Origin of the sequence: Paenibacillus tengchongensis (assembly GCF_008973665.1) — a bacterium.
In the GTDB taxonomy this organism is placed as follows: Bacteria; Bacillota; Bacilli; order Paenibacillales; family Paenibacillaceae; genus Paenibacillus_AQ; species Paenibacillus_AQ tengchongensis.
Genome location: NZ_WACP01000004.1, coordinates 271,483 through 288,793 on the forward strand (window position 1 = coordinate 271,483; position 17,311 = coordinate 288,793).

Genomic DNA, 17,311 nt, shown 5'->3' on the forward strand with positions numbered 1-17,311 from the left:
GTGTACAGACCTGAAATTGACAATACCGCAGAAAGCGAGGACCGTTCATGAATCCGAAACCGAATATCGTCAATTTGCCGGTCTACAAGCCGGGAAAACCGATTGACGAAGTGAAGAAAGAGCTTGGGCTCAGTGAAGTAATCAAACTCGCTTCCAACGAAAATCCATACGGCGCAAGCCCGAGCGCGAAAGCGGCTATCATCGCCGATCTGGAGAACCTGTATCTGTACCCTGACGGCTCTGCCGTTGAACTGACCGCTGCGCTTGCCGCTCATCTGGGTGTCAAGAGCGAGAATATTATTTTCGGCTGCGGCTCCGACGAGATCATCGCCCTGATCGCCCGCGCGTTCTTCCTGCCCGGCGATGAGACCATCATGGCCGATCAGACCTTCTCCGTATATAAAAGCAACGCCGATATCGAAGGTGCGGTTACCATTGAAGTACCGCTTAAGGAAGGTACCCATGATCTGGATGCCATGCTGGCCCGGGTTACGGAACGCACCAAGGTCATCTGGATCTGCAATCCCAACAATCCGACCGGAACGATTGTCCCAGAGCCTGAACTGCTTGCTTTTCTGGATGCAGTGCCGGCCGGCGTTATGGTCGTGCTGGATGAGGCATATTTTGAATATGTCACCGACGCTTCCTACTCCAACGGCATCAAGCTGCTGGACCGGTATCCGAACCTGGTTGTACTGCGCACCTTCTCGAAGATTTACGGCCTGGCTGCATTGCGTATCGGCTACGGCGTAGCATCTCCGGAAATTATCCGGCTGATTAACCAGGTGCGTGAGCCGTTCAATACCACCCGGCTGGCCCAGGCGGGTGCGCTCGCCGCACTGCAGGATCAGGCTTATGTGGAGGAATGCCGCGAACTGAACCGTGAGGGAATTGTACAGCTGCAGGGTGAGTTCCGGCGTCTTGGACTAGAATACTTCCCGGCGCACGGCAATTTCATCATGGTCGATGTCCGCAAGGCAGCAACAGAGGTGTTCGACGGGCTGCTGCGCCAAGGAATTATTGTGCGGGCGGGTCATCGCCTGTATCCGACATTTATTCGTGTAACTGTCGGTTCGGCAGAGCAGAATCAGGCGTTCATCGCCGCTCTTGAGAACGTTCTGGAGCTGCAGCAAGTGCAAGCCTAGCTCTTCATATCCGCTAAACAACACGTCCCAATAGAAGGCAGGTAGTACAGAGAAGATGACAACCAAAATAGCCATTTTCGGTGTCGGCCTGATCGGCGGCTCCCTTGCCCTTTGTTTCAAAGGTAAAGAGGGCCTGACCGTCGTCGGCCATGCCCACCGTCCCGAATCCGCAGACAAATATCTCAGCAGAGGGGTAGTCGACCAGGCTACGCTTTCGGTTGAGGAAGCCGCTGCGGATGCCGATTTTATTTTTTTATGCGTGCCTGTCGGCATGCTTGAGGAATACTTGCTGCAACTAAGCAAGCTCCCGCTTAAACCAGGTTGTATAATTACCGATGTCGGCAGTACCAAGGCGAGCATTGCCGCGTGTGCGCGTACGCTGGATTTGTCTGGCGTGCATTTCATCGGCGGCCATCCGATGGCCGGCTCAGAGCGCTCCGGCGTCGAAGCCGCGTCTTCCCTGTTGTTCGAGAATGCCTATTATGTGCTGACCCCTCCGCCGGGTGTGCCCGAGGAAGCTTACAACGCACTGCAATCCTTGCTGTTACATACCAAAGCACAAATTGTCCGGCTGGACCCGGAACGCCATGATGAGATCGTCGGAGCCATCAGCCATCTTCCGCACATAATTGCCGTAGCGCTGGTCAATCAGGTTCATGCGTATGACAGCACGGATTCCTTGTACAGCACGCTGGCAGCCGGAGGCTTCCGCGATATTACGCGTATTGCTTCCAGCGATCCGCTGATCTGGCGCGATATTCTGCTGAACAACCGCTCGGTGATGCTCCGTCTGCTGCAGGACTGGAACGAGGAAGTGGCGGCATTCATCCGGATGCTGGAAGTAGGAGATGGCGAAGGCATCCAGGAGGCGTTCCGCGAAGCGAACGGCTTCCGCAGCCAGCTGCCGGAACGGCGTAAAGGGATGATCATGCCGCTGTTCGACCTGCACATTGATGTTCCCGACCATCCCGGCATCATCGGCCGTATTGCCACAGAGCTGGGCGACCAAGGCATTAACCTCAGCAACATGCAGATTATTGAGAGCCGCGAGGATGTTCCGGGAATCATGCGCCTGTCCTTCCGGCAGGAGCACGATATGGAGCGGGCCAAGAAGCTGCTGCAAGACAACGGTTATACCGTGTATGTGTAAATTCCGGGGCGCTTGCCCCGGTTTTTTTGTTATTAGTGTTTGGCGGGTGTGGGAGATGTGAAGGTTCACCAGAAATGGACAAAAAAAAGACCGCTTACATAATAAGCGGTTACAGTTCACGTATTTGGAACCGTACAGTGTTTGGATAGGAGTGGAGAGAAACCATACTGTACTTTTATTATATGTATCCGTTTTCATTTTGTCAACAGTTAATTTATTGTTTGCTAAGTTTTCTATAAAATAGCCTGAATTGCGGGGTGTATACTAATTTGGTATACGGATAAGTAGAAGTTCGACAGAAAGGTACGCTTCTCAACCCCGTCAGTACTGCCGAAAGTCTATTAATGTCATCTTGTTAGAAACTATGCTATACTGGGTTAAGTATGTTTATAGCTTCATTTGGTACTTTGTGGAAGGGAGCGTTTCAGCGAACCGGTTGGCCACATCAAGATGGCCGCCCTACATTTTTTCTGAGGTATTGATCATTCAACATACCTGAATCAAGACTGAGTTGAATATACATAGGAAGTATTTTATACAATGCGGTAAATTTGACCACAGTGGCGCAACTTTTTGGACCCTGGCCGGTATAATTAAGTACGGACCGGACGGGAGTAACGTGCAAGGGACGAGGAGGGCCGAACTCACCATGACGGATTCCCAGTTGATCCAGCAGATTAAGCAAGGAAACACGGAATTATATTCGGAATTAATGCGGCGTTATCAGCGCAAGATATTGGCCTTTGTCTATCATATGCTGAAGAATTCCCATATGGAGCTGATCGCCGAGGATCTCTGCTCGGAGACCTTCTATAAGGCTTTCCGCAGCCTGCATTCCTTCCGCGAAGTGGATGCTTCCTTCTCAACTTGGCTTTATACTATCGCCCGCAACACCGTGCTGAGCGAGCTGCGTAAGAACCGTGCGGGCAATGTCTCCCTGGAGGAGAGCGGATATATTCCGGTTGCTCCGGCAGAAATTGTACCCGAGCAGGCGGCTCTGCGCAAGGAACGGATGAACCTGGTGCGCGAAGCGATTAATAATCTTCCGGAGAAGCAGCGCTCTGCACTGATTCTGCGGGAATATGACCAAATGGATTACCAGGAAATCGCCATGATCCTGGATCAAAGCGTAAGCTCTGTAAAATCGTTGTTATTCCGTGCGAGAAGCAGTGTGAAATTACAACTTGAATCCTATTTCCATGAGCCTGAGGCAGAGGTGCAGGCTGAGAGGGTGTAAGGCCGATGAACTGCAGGGAAGCGCAAGACAGATTTCCGCTTCTATGGGACGCTCCCCCCAATGATCCGAAGCGGATAGAACTGGAGAGGCATATTGCAGGCTGTCCGTACTGCGCCGCCGAATGGGCGATGTGGGAAGAGAGCATGGAATTGATGCAGGAGTCCAGAGTAGAGATAAGTGACGAACGTGCGGAGATCATTAACCAGAGGGTAATGGAACGGATTTATTTGGAGAGTCCTTGGCTGATGCCGGGGGATGGCAAATCTGCTGGCAATACGGCAGCCTTCCGCCGCAGGTTAAGTCTGTGGATTGCTTGCTTTCTGGCTGTATTCATATGCAGCACAATCTATTTCACCATATTCAAGGACACCAGGGCGGTAGCTCAGAGCGGCATTGTAGAGACAGGAGTGGCTGGACTGTCCATGGAATGGTCATCGTCCTATCCGGGAGGACAACCGGAGGGCGGCATTATAGAACCGCTTGTCGTCAATATGGGGCCCAGTCATCCGCAATATTGGATGGTGCTGTCCATGCTTGGTGTATTTCTGTCGATCTTTCTGCTGGTTAGATTGAACCGTTACCGCAGACAATAAAGAGTCCTCTAACCCAAGGGATGGAGGGCTCTTTATTATTATAATGCTTACTGCCAAAATAATGAAATCTGCTTCTTTCGTTATAAAAAGAAGACATTTGTTTACATTCATGATACATTAATAAGCAAACATTAAAGAAGGGATAGGTGAGAGGCATGCTGATCGGTCTGGTACGCCATGGGCTGACGGATTGGAATGCATTAGGGAAGATTCAGGGGCAAAGCGACATTCCGCTTAATGATGAAGGGCGCAGACAGGCCGAGCTGCTGGGAGACCGCCTGCTGCAGGAGCCTTACCGCTGGGATTACTGTGTAACGAGCAGCCTGTGCCGTGCGGCGGAGACCGGACAAATTATCGCGGCCAAGCTGAATATCCCGCTCCTCGAGCCGGATCACCGTATCCGTGAACGCGCCTATGGGCAGGTCGAAGGACTTACGGCTTTAGAGCGTGAGACGAAATGGGGCAAGGATTGGAATCTGCTGGAGCTCGGACAAGAAAGCGATGCACATCTTCAGCTGCGCGGGCGGGCCTTTCTTGAGGACCTTTCAGTCCGCTACCCGGACAGTAATGTGCTGGTGGTATCGCACGGCGGTTTTTTGGCGCAGCTGTACACTGCCCTTTATAAAGATAAATATACCGAACGCATCGGCAACCTTTCATTGACGATCCTTGAAAAAAAAGAGCTCGACTGGAACCCGCTTCTCTACAATTGTACGCGTCATCTTCTGCAAAATCAGCGTTAACCCGACCCTTCGGGTTATTTTTTTTGTAGATTTTTTTGAATATGAAGGAATAAAAAGGGCTGTATTTCCCATAATGGTAGTAAAACGGTGAGGCGATAAAAAATGAACCTGGCGGATATGCTCACATACGCGGATATTGGACAGCTGACCGCCATTGCGGGACGCTACGAATGCGATTGCAAACGAAATTCGAAACATGATCTGATTCAGAGCATACTCGTCACGCTGGGCAGCCGCAGCTTCATGGAATCGCATATCCGCAGCTGCTCTCTGGAAGAATTGCGCTTTCTGAATACGCTGCTATTCGATGAGCGGAGCCACTTCAGTTTGGAGGATTTACTGGCAGCAGCGTCTCAGGCCTGCTTCGAGCGGCTGCCCGGTCAGGCCGGAAACCGCGAGCTTGTCGCCCGGCTGAAGAACAGCGGCTGGCTGTTCGCACTGGTTCCGCATCAAAGCAGACATCTGTTCCAGATTCCTGAGGACCTTAAGAGCCGTTTCCGCGAGCAACTCGGGGCAGTTCTGCGAGAGCGGATAGTTAACGCTCCGGAGCCGTCTATGTACCGCGGCGAAGGAGAGATGCTGTCCGGCGATTTACTGCTCTTCCTGCGGTATATAGAGGAGAATGAGCCGGAGCTGAACCAGGAGGGTGCACTCTACAAACGCTGCCAGCAGGGTGTGATGAACGCGCTGCAGATTCCGGAACCGCTGCTGGGCAAGGGCGGATGGCGGTTCGGGTATGGAAGGGCGGGTGAGCACTACCCGCCGCGCCTGGCGCTGCTCTATGATTACGCCCGTCACCGCCGCTACATCACCGAAGAGCATAACCGGTTGCTGCTCGCGGCTAACGGGGAACAGCTGCTCGCTGAAGGAAAATCGGAAAGAATGATGCAGATTTTCTCCTTTTGGTTAAAACTCTATAAAGGTGCTATTCCCAATCTTACCTCGCTTCTATACTGGGTTAGCGTGTGTGCAGTGAAGTGGGTGACCGTCTCCTCTCTGGTAGAAGGGCTTGGCTGGCTGGTGAAGCCGTTCTATTACGATAATGCCGCGTCTATTCTCGAACAGCGCATATTGCGGATGATGCTCCATCTGGGCATGATCCGGCTGGGGGAATCATCCGAGGGTCCGGTTGTCATGATGACACCATGGGGAATGGAAGCGGCGGGTCTGAAGCGGCCGCCGCGCTAAGGGGGAGAAGAAATGCGGATTGCTTACGGAAACTACATACCGCGGCTGCACGATTCAGTCTATGTAGCCGAGGGCGCTAAGCTGGTTGGCGATGTGCAAATTGGAAGAGACTCAAGCGTATGGTTTAATGCCGTACTGCGCGGGGACCTGGCTCCGGTAGTTATCGGAGAGCGCTGCAACATTCAGGATGGTGTGATCGGCCATGTGGCCGAGGGACTGCCGCTGGTGCTGGGCGAGAGCGTATCGGTCGGTCATTCCGCCATCATCCATGGCTGCCGGATAGGCAGAGGCACATTAATCGGAATGGGTGCCATTGTTTTGAACGGAGCAGAAATTGGTGAATATGCTTTAATAGGAGCCGGTTCTGTTGTAACCGAAAACAAAGCCATACCGCCCTATACGCTCGCTCTGGGATCACCGGCCAAAGTCATCCGCGAACTGACGGAGCAGGATTTGCAGCGAATGGCCCGCACTTGCGAGAGCTATGTAACAAAAGCCGGAGAATATGGAATTTCTTAAACAGCGGAGGTGTATCGAATGGACAAAATGAAGGCTACCTATGAAGTGATGCTAGGACTTGCGGCAGAAATGGTGTGGGATGAAGCGCTGCGAAAGCGTCGTACCGACATCTTGTACCGGGAGATCGACACGGCGCTGGCGGCCGGAGACGAGCAGGCTTTCCGGTATTTAACGGATGAACTGAAAAGTTTGGCATAATACAATGCGCCCGCAGGTTCTATAGCGGGCGCGTTTGCTATATTTTCCTTCTATACTAAACAATAAATTGGACCAGAAGGCCAAACCCGTCCGGACAGCTTGCCAAACAAAAATCTGAACAGTAAAATTAATGATAACGCAAACCTGATCGTGCCTGCGGTCGGGTTTTTGTCTGTTTAAATTACTGCTGCCGCTAATCTGGGAGGTAAGTCTTTGTATGCCGGCTAACGGGTTTGAAAGATTGTTTTTGCACCGGGGGATGATCTGGCTGCTGTTTGCAGTCAACTTTCTCGGCACGATTTACGGGTACATATGGTACGGCAATCAGCTGGCATATACGGCGGAGCATTATCCCGCATGGCTGCTGCCTTTTGTGCCGGACAGCCCGACGGCAAGCCTGTTCTTTACGGTGGCGCTGCTGCTGCTCCTTTACCCTCCCAAAGGCCTGAAGGGAACGCTGGTCCGCGAGCTGATTGAGGCGCTTGCCGTGCTTACCTCGGTGAAGTATGGGATTTGGGCTGTGGCCATGATTTTCGCCGGAGGCTATCAGGGCGATGTCATTAGCTGGAAGGACTGGATGCTAGTCGGCTCGCATTTGGGAATGGCTGTCGAGGCGCTGATTTATGCGCGTTTCTTTACGCTCCGGCGGATGCTGCCGGTCGCTTTGCTGTGGACGCTGGCCAACGATATGCTTGATTATTCACAGGGCATTTTTCCGTGGCTGCCGAGCGTTCTGGATGATGATCTGAACGAGGTGCAATACTTCACCATTGGCCTGACTCTGGCGAGCACGGCGGCAGCTTGGCTGTTCAGCGGAAAGCTGCGCCGGGTGCCATGGTCAGCAGGCTCCGGAAGGCGCTGACAAGCTGTTCTAACGTTGTCCCCCCTGCCATACATTAGGGTAGGGGGGATGTCTCATGCCGCGCAGGATCGGTTATGTACTGGCCGGCTTAGTGCTTATATATCTTATGGGTGGCCTGGTCGGGCCTGTTGCCGGCGCAAGCTCTTCAGCGATTGTCGGAGCGGCGGAACAGCCGGCTGATACAGCCGCATGGACGGGCAGAAGCGGGGCCGCGAGGCTGGAAGAAGAAGCCGAAGCCTTGTATAAGCTTGTACTGAAAGGCGATGTCATTCATGCCAGGGAAAAAAGCGAGGAAATATCACGGCTGTTCGTAGCCTCATCCTATGAAGGATTGACATCGGTAGAGGGAATTCATGCGCTGGCGGAAGTCATTATGGATGTGAAGGCGACTTTTGCGGCTGCGGAGATTTCTGCAGAACGCTGGGAAGCGGCAGCCGCCAGACTGCGGCTGGCTGCCAACAGCCTGAACCAGCCGCGCCAGCCGATGTGGCTGCAATATTATAAAGTGATCCGGGAAGATTTGAATGAAATGGAGCGCAGCGCTGGAGCGGGGGACCCGGCCGGCTGGAAGTCTGCTGTGGACAGACTGCAGAGCCGTTACGATAATATCCGTCCGGCCGTGGTGATTTCCCGCTCTCCGGAAGCGGTGAATCAGTTCGACTCCTGGCTGTCCTATGCCGCGGAGATTCAGTCCTCGTCGCAGCAGGTTCCGCGGGCCCGGCTGCTGGAGATCATCTCTTACGGACAAGAGGCGGTGCGGGTGCTCTTTGGCAAGGAGCGGAATGAGCCTGCGCTTTCGCGTCCCCTGCCTCCTGAGCAATACGGAATGTGGGGCTGGCTCGGCGGCGCTTTTATATTGACAGCGCTCAGCTATGCCGCTTACCGCAAATACCGCGGGGCAAAGGAGGAGTGGAAGCCGGTGTAAGGAGGAGGCTGCGGAATAACGGATTAGGCGCATACATGAAATGCTCTGCCATACCTACGCGGTGGCAGAGCATTTTTTTGTACTATACAAGCAAACTAGCCTTCTCGGAAACCCTCGCCATGTACGTCGTGGACATCGCTGATGATGACGAATGCCCGGGGATCGACAGATTTGACAAGCTGGCTCAAGCGGCGGATTTCCTGCCGGGACACAATGCAGTACACCATGTGCTTCGCCTGCTTGGAATAAGCGCCGATGGCCGGAATCAGCGTGACGCCGCGCTCCATCTCCACCGTAATGAGGTCGGCGATCTTGGGTGCTTCGTCGCTGATAATGGTGAAGGCTTTGGCGGCGTATGCTCCCTCCTGGATGAAATCGATCATTTTGGAGGCGATGAAGACGGCAACCAGGGTATACAGAATCTTTTCCCGCGGAATATAAAGCAGGGAGGCACCGATGATAATGAAGTCGGCCGCCAGAATGATCTGACCCATGCTCCAGCCGAACTTGCGGCCAAGGATCCGCGCCACAATATCAATGCCCCCGGTTGTTCCGCCGAACCGGAATACGATCCCGAGACCAAGGCCGAGTGTGACGCCTGCATAAAGTGAGGCCAGAATAAAATCATGCTCGGTGGTGAACGGTTCAATCCAGCCTTGGGCGATGATCTGCTCGAAGACCCAGAGGAAAAAGGTCAGCGAGCCGATGCCGACGCCGGTATAGGCGATCTGTCTGGCCCCGAGCAGCTTCCAGCCGAGAATGAACAGCGGGAGATTGAGCAGCAGGTTGGATAAGAAGATCGGAACATTAAAAGCATAATTCAGTAGAATGGTAATCCCGGTGACTCCGCCCTCCATTAACTGGTTCGGCACTATGAAGTACAGCAAGCCAAAAGCATATACGGCTGTACCCAGCAGAATGGCGGCGATAATTTTGCCGTTGTTAAACAGTTTCGCTGAATTCATGTAATCCCTCGCTATGCCCATATAGGGGCAGAATATAGGAAGAAGGCTTTGGTCCGGCCCAGGCCGGATTTGTAAAAAAGATTTGTCTTCAAAACGTCTTTACGATAACATAGGGGCAAACAGAAGGCAAGAACTCACAGGGGGCGAAGAATACTAAAAATGGATAAAAGTCTTGGCGATATCCAGCGTGAAGTCGACGCTTATATCTCACAGTTTAAAGAAGGTTACTTTAGCCCGTTGTCCATGATGGCCCGGATGTCCGAGGAAGTGGGCGAGCTCGCGCGGGAAGTGAACCACCGGTTCGGTGAGAAACCGAAGAAAGCCGATGAAGCGGAAAACTCCATTGAGCTTGAATTGGGTGATATCCTCTTCATTACAGTATGTTTCGCCAATTCGCTTGGCATTGATTTAACGGAAGCGCATAATAAAGTGATGCACAAATTCAATACGCGCGACGCTGACCGGTGGACGCCCAAAAACACCGATTAGGCTTCATAAACATATGCTGTACCAAACTAACGGAATTTAGCCGTGGGGATGGTGTGCAGGGTGAGTCCTAATGAACAGAACGAATACGTCAAAGCGGCATACCGCTCCATACTGCGCAGTGATTTTGCCGAAGCGATCAAGCACTTCGAGACAGCCATTGCGGCAAGTCCGGACGATGCCGAGGTCCGCTACCGCTGTTCGATCACTTACGCCCGCAGCGGTATGCTGGAAAAAGCGCTTGAGCATGCCCAGGCGGCTGTAAAGCTGGAGGAGAAGCCGGAGTACCGGCTGCATCTGCAGCATCTGCAGGCGCTCCGGCTTGTACAGGAGGCGAAGAAGCTGCTGGAGGATGAACAGGCCGGCAGCCACAATCCGTACCGTCCGGTTACATTGCTGCGCGAAGCGATCAGGCTGGATCCCTTGTATGGGGATGCCTACGTATGGCTGGCCATCGCCCACAGCCGGATCAACGAGCATGTGCAGGCGATTGCCGCGCTTAAAGAGGTAATCGCGCTGCATCCCGATGATGCCGGACTGCGGCAATTAATGAAAGACCTGCAACGGTCATTGCAGAAATATATCCAGTAAATGTTGAACTAGGACAAAGAGGAGGATACAAGGTGAGCGACAAGATCAAAGTAATCGTCTCCGGTGCAGGAGGCAGAATGGGCAAAGAAGTAGTTAAGCTGGTGCTGGAGGATGAAGCGCTGGAGCTGGCGGCGGCAGTTGACCGTTCCGCCAGCGGAATGGATGCCGGCCGGCTGGTTGGACTTGAAGAATGCGGAGTAATCGTTACTTCCGATCTGGAAGCCGCCTTGAACGAGCGCGGAGGAGAGGTGCTGGTTGATTTTACTACTCCCCAGTCTGCTTACGACAACACTGCACTGGCAGTCAAATACGGGGTGCGTCCGGTAATCGGGACGACCGGTTTCACACCGGAGCAGATCGGGGATCTGGACAAGCAATGCCGGGAACGGGGCATCGGCGGGCTGATTGCACCCAATTTCTCCATCGGGGCCATTCTGCTGATGAAGTTTGCTGCACAGGCGGCCAAATACTTCCCGCATCTGGAGATTATCGAAACCCATGGCGACCAGAAGCTGGATGCGCCGTCGGGCACGGCCATCAAGACGGCCGAGATGATTTCCGAGGCACGCGAGGAGCTGCGCCAGGGCAATCCACAGGAAGAAGAGGTCATTGAGGGCGCGCGCGGCGGTTACTATAACGGCTTCCGGATTCACAGCGTCCGCCTGCCGGGAGTGTTTGCCCAGGAGGAAGTGGTGTTCGGGGGATTCGGACAGTCGCTCAAAATCCGCCACGACTCCTATGAGCGTGCGGGATATATGCCGGGAGTAAAAATGGGCATCGAGAAGGTTATGGGCTACACGGGATTGATTTACGGTTTCGAGCATTTCATAGAATAGACGGGGGAGAAACAGGATGTTGAAGATTGCTTTTATCGCGCATGACCGCAAGAAAGATGAAATGGTTAATTTTGTGACGGCTTACGAGCATGTGTTTGACGGTCATGAGCTTTATTCCACCGGTACGACCGGACAGCGGATTATGGAAGCGACCAAGCTGATCATTCACCGCTACATGTCCGGACCGTTGGGCGGAGATCAGCAAATCGGCTCAATGGTGGCGCAGGATGAACTGGATTTGATTGTATTCCTCCGCGATCCGCTGATGGCGCAGCCCCATGAGCCTGATATCACCGCACTGCTGCGGCTGTGCGACGTCTACGGTATTCCGGTGGCCACCAATATCGCCACCGCCGAAATTCTGGTCAAGGCGATTGACCGCGGCGATTTCGGCTGGCGGGAGCTCGTACATAAGTACAAGCCGGGCGTTGACGAGCAATGAAGCTGGACATCCTGGTGTTCGGCGCCCATGCCGATGACGCCGAGATCGGTATGGCGGGAACCATTGCCAAACATACAGCTGCCGGCAAGCGTGTGGGCATCTGTGATTTGACGGAGGCCGAGATGTCCTCCAACGGAACGGTGGAAGGACGCAAGCTGGAAGCGCAGGCTGCAGCAGACCTGCTTGGCGTATCTGTGCGGAGCAATCTCGGCCTGCCGGATCGCGGTCTGCACGGGGATGAGCGGCAGCTGGCGGCTGTGACGGCGGAAATCCGCCGCTATGCCCCGAATATCGTCTTTGCCCCTTACTGGGAGGATCGCCATCCCGACCACATCGCCGCCAGCAAGCTGGTGGAAGCGGCGGTATTCAACGCCAAGCTGCGCAAATATATGCCGGAGCTGCCGGCGGTACCTGCGCCGCTGCTGTATTTTTATTTCATCAACGATCTGGGGCGTACGGATCTCATCGTCGATGTAACGGAACAATACGGGCTGAAGGAACAGTCGCTGGCCTGCTACCGTTCGCAGTTTGCGAAAGCGCCCGGCGAGGATATCGTCTCAACACCGCTCAACGAGGGCTACATCGAACGTGTCCGCGCACGGGACATGCTGCTCGGGCAGCGCAAGCTGATCCCTTTTGCCGAAGGATTTGCCTGCCGGGTGCCGCATACGGTGAATTTATTTGAAAAATAATAGAGAATAGTGAGAAACGGTTGCTTAGCCAATACAGGACATAAGCGGCCGTTTCTTCTTCTCTTGCGGCAACTCTTCCGGCAGGCGGAAGCGGGTGTTGTCAACGCTTTATTATTGGGTAAGGAACCACTATAATAAATTCATGTCATTACATGAAGTAATAATAAATTGTAAAAGGTAAGGGGACGGAGCTATGCAACGGCTAAAAATCGGCATCACCTGTTATCCGTCTCTCGGCGGCTCGGGCGTTGTGGCGACAGAGCTTGGCAAATTACTGGCCGAGAAAGGCCATGAGGTCCATTTTATTACACACAGCATTCCGTTCCGGCTCGGGACGTTTCAGAAGAACATTTATTATCACGAGGTGGAGGTCAACGACTATTACGTTTTCCGCTATCCGCCTTATGACCTGGCCCTGGCGACCAAGATGGCCCATGTAGCCAAAATGCAGAATCTGGACCTGTTCCATGTCCACTATGCCGTGCCGCATGCCGTCTGCGCCTATCTGGCCAAGCAGATGCTCGGCAACGATATCAAGGTGGTCACGACGCTGCATGGCACCGATATCACGGTTCTGGGACACGATGAATCGCTCAAGGATCTGATTCGTCTGGGCATCAACGAAAGCGATGCAGTGACCGCAGTATCGGAAGACCTCATCCGGGAGACCCGCCGCGCGCTCGATATTACAAGGGATATTGACCTGACGTATAATTTTATCGACAAAAGAGTGTACTATCCGCGTGATGTGGCGGACTGGCGCGGTGATTTCGCGGCTCCGCACGAGAAGATCCTGATGCATATCAGCAACTTCCGTCCGGTCAAGCGGGTCGGCGATGTCGTCGATATCTTTGCAAGGGTGAACCGCGAGGTGCCATCGCGTCTGCTGCTGGTCGGCGAAGGGCCGGACCTGCCGAAGATTCAGGCCAAGATCAGCGAGATGGGCCTGGAGGACCGGGTACGGTTCCTCGGCAAGCAGGATGAAATCGCCCAGGTGATCTCTCTGGCCGATCTGCTTCTCCTGCCCTCGGAGAAGGAAAGCTTCGGGCTTGTAGCACTGGAAGCGATGGCCTGCGGCGTCCCGACGATCGGCTCACAGGCCGGCGGGATGCCGGAGCTCATTATGCACGGGAAGACCGGTTTTCTGGCACCGATCGGCGACACGGCAGCCATGGCGGAATATGCGGTCCGGCTGCTCTCGGACGGCAAGATGGCCGAGGAGTTCCGCAGAGCCTGTCTGGAGCGGGCCTGCGAAGGCTTCAGCCGTGACCGCATTACGAACCAGTATGAGGATATTTATTACCGCGTGCTCGGCCGCAAAGTCCTTGGGCTGGATACGATCCGCAGATAGGGGGCTGAGCCGGGTGAAATGGAACATGGCGCCCGCCGGCATGGCGGAGGCCGCCGGACAGGTGATGTCCGTGCTGGCCGAACGCGGCCGAGAGGCCTATTTCGTCGGCGGATGCATCCGCGACGAATTGCTGGGCCGGCCCGTGCATGATATCGATCTGACGACTTCGGCGCTGCCGGAGGAGATTATGGAGGCTTTTCCGCGCTGCGTCCCGACGGGGCTGGCTCACGGCACGGTTACGGTGCTACAGGACGGATTCAGCTTTGAAGTAACTACATACCGCACGGAGAGCGGCTATGCCGACCACCGGCGGCCGGAGCATGTCTCTTTCGTGAGCGATGTGAAGGAGGACCTGCGGCGCCGTGACTTCACGATCAACGCGATCTGCAGCGGCATGGACGGCAAGCTGCTCGATCCGTTCGGGGGTGCGGCCGATCTGGAGCGCCGCCTCGTGCGCTGCGTCGGCGAAGCCGAAGAGCGCTTCGACGAGGATGCGCTGCGGATGCTGCGCTGCCTGCGGTTCGCAGCGGTGCTGGATTTCCGCATCGCGAAGAACACCTGGCGCGGGCTGCTGCGCCAGCGCGACAAGCTGGCGCACATTGCCGTGGAGCGGATGCGCTCCGAAGTCGAGCGCATCGTGGAGGGGCCGCACCCGCAGCGCGGCCTGGCCCTGATTGCGCGCAGCGGACTGCTGCCGCGCGGCAAAGCTCCGTTCCCCTGGACCGGCGTTGAGCTGGCGGCAGCCGCCGCTCAGCTAGCCGGGATCGGGGAACTGCAGAGCGCCCGCCTGCGGTGGGCGCTGCTGCTCCATGCCCTGGGGCAGTCGGCCGCTTCGGCCGACGGACTGCTGCGGGCATGGACGTTCCCGGGGGCGACGCGCAGCGCCGTCGCCGGGGTGCTGCGCGCCCGCGAGGCATGGCTCGCGGCGCTGGCGGAGGTGCCGCCGGGGACCCCGGGCGGCACGGAGCAGCTGCGGCGGCGGTGGATCGCCGCCGTGCTGGCCATCGGCCGCGCAGCCGCCGAAGGCTGGCTTGCGGTGGCCGAGGCGCTGCCGCCGGGTGCCGGCGGCGGCTCCGCGGGGCCTGCAGCGGCTGAGCCCGCTGCAGAGCCAGGCACCGGCCCGGCGGCTAGCCCCGCCGGGCCGCCAGCAGCCGCAGACGCTGCCTCAGCGCCTGCCGCTCCGCCGGACACCGCCCGGCTCCGCGCCTGGATCGCGGCCATGCCGCTGTTCACGCTCGGAGAGCTGGCGGTGACAGGGGGGCAGGTGGCAGCACGGCTCGACAAGCGGCCGGGCCCGTGGCTGGGCACGCTGCTGCAGCGCCTGCTGCTGGAAGTGGCGGCGGGTGCGCTTGACAATGACCCGCAGGTATTGCTGCAGGAAGCACAAAGGATGGTTAAACATGATGAGCAATAAACTGACATCGAATCGGGAACCGCAGGGGGAAGGTAAAACGTCCCGGTGGTCTGTCCTTCTGCACCGGCTGGACACCGTGGTTTCTACGCAGGAGGAAGCCAAGAGACTCGCAGAGTCCGGTGCCTCCGAAGGCACCGCCGTGATGGCAGAGGAGCAGACCGGCGGCCGGGGCCGCATGGGCCGCAAATGGCACTCGCCTCCGGGCAAAGGCATCTGGATGAGCGTGGTGCTGCGGCCGGAGCTGCCGCTGGCGGCGACCCCCCAGCTGACCCTGCTGGCCGGTGTGGCGGTGTGCACCGCTATCCGCCGGGTGACCGGAGTAGAGGCCGGAATTAAATGGCCCAACGATCTGCTGGCCGGAGGCCGCAAAATTTGCGGAATTTTGGTTGAATCCTCCCTCCGGGAAGGCGGGCTGCATTACGCGATAGCTGGAATCGGGATATCGGCCAATCTGGCGGTGGAGGATTACCCGGAGGAGCTGCGCGGCGTAGCCACCTCGCTCCAGATTGAAAGCGGCGAGCCCGTGGACCGCATTGAACTGGCGGAAGCGGTGCTGGCTGAACTGGAGGCCTGGTACAGTGTTTATCTGCGGGAGGGGTTCGCCCCGGTGCGCGAAGCTTGGGAATCTCTCTCGGTGACGCTCGGACGGCGCATTATCTTCGGCACACCCGAGAACCGCGGGGAGGGGCAGGCTGTCGGTCTCGATGAGAATGGCGCCTTGCTGCTGCAAAATGAGCGGGGGGAAATCATCAGCGTACTGTCTGGAGAAATTGAGATTATATAATCCTTCATCCAATTATTACTCACTGAACAGGTGACAGGGCCTCCATGCCTTGTCACATTTTTGTGGTGTAATTAAGCGGTGAATTTGTTATACTAGGGCAGAAGACGGTATCGGGTTAACGAACTGTACTTCGCCAGCTTCACCATCATCACTGGATTGACGGTATGTTGGATTCTGCTCTGAGCCGTAAGGACCGAGACAGAAGGGACGATCGCGAGTGACTCTTTTTTGCCCTTCGGACCTTTTTAGCGGACATGCTAAAAGGTTTTTTTGTTTGCGCGTTTTTGCGCAAAATCTAACACGAAAAGGGGAACGGGAGCGAAATGGGAAACAAACAGCCACTCAACATTGTAAAAATGAAAAAAATGAAAGGTGACGGTGTACCGCTCAGCATGCTTACCGCATACGATTATCCTTCGGCCATGCTGGCCGAGGAAGCGGGCATCGATATGATTCTCGTCGGCGATTCGCTCGGCAATGTGGTACTGGGCTATGATACTACGCTGCCGGTGACCATCGACGATATGGTGTATCACACCCGCTCGGTGGTCCGCGGAGCGCCCAATACGTTCGTGGTGGCAGATATGCCGTTTATGACTTATCACGGAAGTGTAGATGAGACGCTGCGCGGTGTGCGCCGCCTGATGCAGGAAGGCCGGGCCCAAGCTGTCAAAATGGAAGGCGGACAGGAAATCTGTACGGCCGTCAAGGCAGTGGTTAATGCCGGGGTGCCGGTTCTCGGCCATATCGGCCTGACCCCCCAGTCGGTGAATATGATCGGCGGCTACCGGATCCAGGGAAAAGATGCCAAGGATGCCCAGCGCCTGCTGGAACAGGCCAAGGCGCTGGAAGAAGCCGGCGCTTTTGCGATCGTGCTGGAGCTGGTCACCGAGGAGGTGGCCGCCGAGATTTCCCGGGCGCTCTCCATCCCGACCATCGGAATCGGGGCCGGACGGCACTGCGACGGCCAGGTGCTGGTGTTCCACGATGTGCTGCGCTATGACGCGGACTACCGCGAGAAGCGGTTCGTCAAATCCTATGCAGATGTGGGCAGCCTGATCCGCGAGGGCATCGGCAGCTATGTCCGGGAAGTGAAGGAACGCAGCTTCCCTGCGGAGGAGCATGTGTTCAAGGCAGACGAGAGTGTACTCGGCGCGCTGTACGGCGGAGCCGGAAAAGGAGTGGAGTAA

At 55.8% G+C, this 17,311-nt stretch carries 20 protein-coding genes; 19 read left to right on the plus strand and 1 reads right to left on the minus strand.

Features of this window, described 5'->3' with window-relative positions:
• Positions 1-47: 47 nt before the first annotated feature.
• From hisC to F1381_RS09025, 10 genes are all read left to right on the plus strand, one after another.
• Positions 48-1,145, plus strand: coding sequence for a histidinol-phosphate transaminase (hisC, locus tag F1381_RS08980; protein ID WP_151734487.1), 1,098 nt, complete (start codon positions 48-50; stop codon positions 1,143-1,145).
• A gap of 55 nt (positions 1,146-1,200) precedes the next feature.
• On the plus strand, positions 1,201-2,295 hold the full coding sequence (locus F1381_RS08985) for a prephenate dehydrogenase (protein ID WP_151734488.1): 1,095 nt from the start codon (positions 1,201-1,203) through the stop codon (positions 2,293-2,295).
• A gap of 649 nt (positions 2,296-2,944) precedes the next feature.
• On the plus strand, positions 2,945-3,532 hold the full coding sequence (locus F1381_RS08990; protein WP_151734489.1) for an RNA polymerase sigma factor: 588 nt from the start codon (positions 2,945-2,947) through the stop codon (positions 3,530-3,532).
• 5 nt (positions 3,533-3,537) lie between these two features.
• The gene (locus F1381_RS08995; RefSeq protein ID WP_151734490.1) at positions 3,538-4,125 is read left to right on the plus strand and encodes an anti-sigma factor family protein; all 588 of its coding nucleotides are present in this window, start codon (positions 3,538-3,540) and stop codon (positions 4,123-4,125) included.
• Between the two features lie 155 nt (positions 4,126-4,280).
• Positions 4,281-4,868, plus strand: a complete 588-nt coding sequence (locus F1381_RS09000; RefSeq protein WP_151734645.1) for a histidine phosphatase family protein — start codon at positions 4,281-4,283, stop codon at positions 4,866-4,868.
• 102 nt (positions 4,869-4,970) lie between these two features.
• Positions 4,971-6,056 (plus strand): hypothetical protein, encoded by a 1,086-nt coding sequence (locus F1381_RS09005; protein WP_151734491.1) that lies wholly within the window; start codon positions 4,971-4,973, stop codon positions 6,054-6,056.
• Positions 6,057-6,068: 12 nt separating this feature from the next.
• On the plus strand, positions 6,069-6,575 hold the full coding sequence (locus tag F1381_RS09010) for a gamma carbonic anhydrase family protein (RefSeq protein WP_151734492.1): 507 nt from the start codon (positions 6,069-6,071) through the stop codon (positions 6,573-6,575).
• 18 nt (positions 6,576-6,593) lie between these two features.
• The gene (locus F1381_RS09015; RefSeq protein ID WP_150271098.1) at positions 6,594-6,773 is read left to right on the plus strand and encodes an IDEAL domain-containing protein; all 180 of its coding nucleotides are present in this window, start codon (positions 6,594-6,596) and stop codon (positions 6,771-6,773) included.
• Between the two features lie 217 nt (positions 6,774-6,990).
• Positions 6,991-7,635, plus strand: coding sequence for a DUF1405 domain-containing protein (locus tag F1381_RS09020; RefSeq protein WP_151734493.1), 645 nt, complete (start codon positions 6,991-6,993; stop codon positions 7,633-7,635).
• Between the two features lie 55 nt (positions 7,636-7,690).
• Positions 7,691-8,560, plus strand: coding sequence for a sporulation protein YpjB (locus tag F1381_RS09025; protein WP_151734494.1), 870 nt, complete (start codon positions 7,691-7,693; stop codon positions 8,558-8,560).
• Positions 8,561-8,655: 95 nt separating this feature from the next.
• On the opposite strand, the gene F1381_RS09030 is transcribed toward F1381_RS09025, so the two are convergent.
• Entirely contained in the window at positions 8,656-9,525 is an 870-nt protein-coding gene (locus F1381_RS09030; RefSeq protein WP_151734495.1) for a YitT family protein, read from the minus strand.
• Between the two features lie 159 nt (positions 9,526-9,684).
• Here F1381_RS09030 and F1381_RS09035 point away from each other — a divergent pair, with 159 nt between their 5' ends.
• From F1381_RS09035 to panB, 9 genes are all read left to right on the plus strand, one after another.
• Positions 9,685-10,014 carry a nucleotide pyrophosphohydrolase gene (locus tag F1381_RS09035; protein ID WP_151734496.1) on the plus strand — a complete coding sequence of 110 codons (330 nt, stop codon included), beginning with the start codon at positions 9,685-9,687 and terminating at the stop codon, positions 10,012-10,014.
• 60 nt (positions 10,015-10,074) lie between these two features.
• Positions 10,075-10,602: a tetratricopeptide repeat protein gene (locus F1381_RS09040; RefSeq protein WP_246187961.1), complete on the plus strand. Its 528-nt coding sequence runs from the start codon at positions 10,075-10,077 to the stop codon at positions 10,600-10,602.
• A gap of 32 nt (positions 10,603-10,634) precedes the next feature.
• Positions 10,635-11,438 carry a 4-hydroxy-tetrahydrodipicolinate reductase gene (gene dapB, locus F1381_RS09045; protein ID WP_151734497.1) on the plus strand — a complete coding sequence of 268 codons (804 nt, stop codon included), beginning with the start codon at positions 10,635-10,637 and terminating at the stop codon, positions 11,436-11,438.
• A gap of 16 nt (positions 11,439-11,454) precedes the next feature.
• Complete coding sequence (gene mgsA, locus F1381_RS09050; RefSeq protein ID WP_151734498.1) at positions 11,455-11,880, plus strand: methylglyoxal synthase; 426 nt, start codon at positions 11,455-11,457, stop codon at positions 11,878-11,880.
• Complete coding sequence (bshB1, locus tag F1381_RS09055) at positions 11,877-12,572, plus strand: bacillithiol biosynthesis deacetylase BshB1 (RefSeq protein ID WP_151734499.1); 696 nt, start codon at positions 11,877-11,879, stop codon at positions 12,570-12,572. Before mgsA ends, bshB1 begins: the two co-directional genes overlap by 4 nt.
• A gap of 193 nt (positions 12,573-12,765) precedes the next feature.
• A complete protein-coding gene (gene bshA / locus F1381_RS09060) occupies positions 12,766-13,923 on the plus strand; it encodes an N-acetyl-alpha-D-glucosaminyl L-malate synthase BshA (protein ID WP_151734500.1) in 1,158 nt (385 codons plus the stop codon).
• 13 nt (positions 13,924-13,936) lie between these two features.
• Positions 13,937-15,337: a CCA tRNA nucleotidyltransferase gene (locus tag F1381_RS09065; protein ID WP_187355261.1), complete on the plus strand. Its 1,401-nt coding sequence runs from the start codon at positions 13,937-13,939 to the stop codon at positions 15,335-15,337.
• Positions 15,324-16,121 (plus strand): biotin--[acetyl-CoA-carboxylase] ligase, encoded by a 798-nt coding sequence (locus F1381_RS09070; protein WP_246187962.1) that lies wholly within the window; start codon positions 15,324-15,326, stop codon positions 16,119-16,121. The genes F1381_RS09065 and F1381_RS09070 overlap by 14 nt, the downstream gene beginning before the upstream one ends.
• Before the next feature lie 323 nt (positions 16,122-16,444).
• Positions 16,445-17,311 (plus strand): 3-methyl-2-oxobutanoate hydroxymethyltransferase, encoded by an 867-nt coding sequence (gene panB, locus F1381_RS09075; RefSeq protein ID WP_151734503.1) that lies wholly within the window; start codon positions 16,445-16,447, stop codon positions 17,309-17,311.

Coding starts and splice junctions, on each gene's coding strand:
- hisC (WP_151734487.1), top strand. CDS start 48: ATGAATCCGAAACCGAATATCGTCAATTTGCCGGTCTACAAGCCGGGA.
- F1381_RS08985 (WP_151734488.1), top strand. CDS start 1,201: ATGACAACCAAAATAGCCATTTTCGGTGTCGGCCTGATCGGCGGCTCC.
- F1381_RS08990 (WP_151734489.1), top strand. CDS start 2,945: ATGACGGATTCCCAGTTGATCCAGCAGATTAAGCAAGGAAACACGGAA.
- F1381_RS08995 (WP_151734490.1), top strand. CDS start 3,538: ATGAACTGCAGGGAAGCGCAAGACAGATTTCCGCTTCTATGGGACGCT.
- F1381_RS09000 (WP_151734645.1), top strand. CDS start 4,281: ATGCTGATCGGTCTGGTACGCCATGGGCTGACGGATTGGAATGCATTA.
- F1381_RS09005 (WP_151734491.1), top strand. CDS start 4,971: ATGAACCTGGCGGATATGCTCACATACGCGGATATTGGACAGCTGACC.
- F1381_RS09010 (WP_151734492.1), top strand. CDS start 6,069: ATGCGGATTGCTTACGGAAACTACATACCGCGGCTGCACGATTCAGTC.
- F1381_RS09015 (WP_150271098.1), top strand. CDS start 6,594: ATGGACAAAATGAAGGCTACCTATGAAGTGATGCTAGGACTTGCGGCA.
- F1381_RS09020 (WP_151734493.1), top strand. CDS start 6,991: ATGCCGGCTAACGGGTTTGAAAGATTGTTTTTGCACCGGGGGATGATC.
- F1381_RS09025 (WP_151734494.1), top strand. CDS start 7,691: ATGCCGCGCAGGATCGGTTATGTACTGGCCGGCTTAGTGCTTATATAT.
- F1381_RS09030 (WP_151734495.1), bottom strand. CDS start 9,525: ATGAATTCAGCGAAACTGTTTAACAACGGCAAAATTATCGCCGCCATT.
- F1381_RS09035 (WP_151734496.1), top strand. CDS start 9,685: ATGGATAAAAGTCTTGGCGATATCCAGCGTGAAGTCGACGCTTATATC.
- mgsA (WP_151734498.1), top strand. CDS start 11,455: ATGTTGAAGATTGCTTTTATCGCGCATGACCGCAAGAAAGATGAAATG.
- bshB1 (WP_151734499.1), top strand. CDS start 11,877: ATGAAGCTGGACATCCTGGTGTTCGGCGCCCATGCCGATGACGCCGAG.
- bshA (WP_151734500.1), top strand. CDS start 12,766: ATGCAACGGCTAAAAATCGGCATCACCTGTTATCCGTCTCTCGGCGGC.
- F1381_RS09070 (WP_246187962.1), top strand. CDS start 15,324: ATGATGAGCAATAAACTGACATCGAATCGGGAACCGCAGGGGGAAGGT.
- panB (WP_151734503.1), top strand. CDS start 16,445: ATGGGAAACAAACAGCCACTCAACATTGTAAAAATGAAAAAAATGAAA.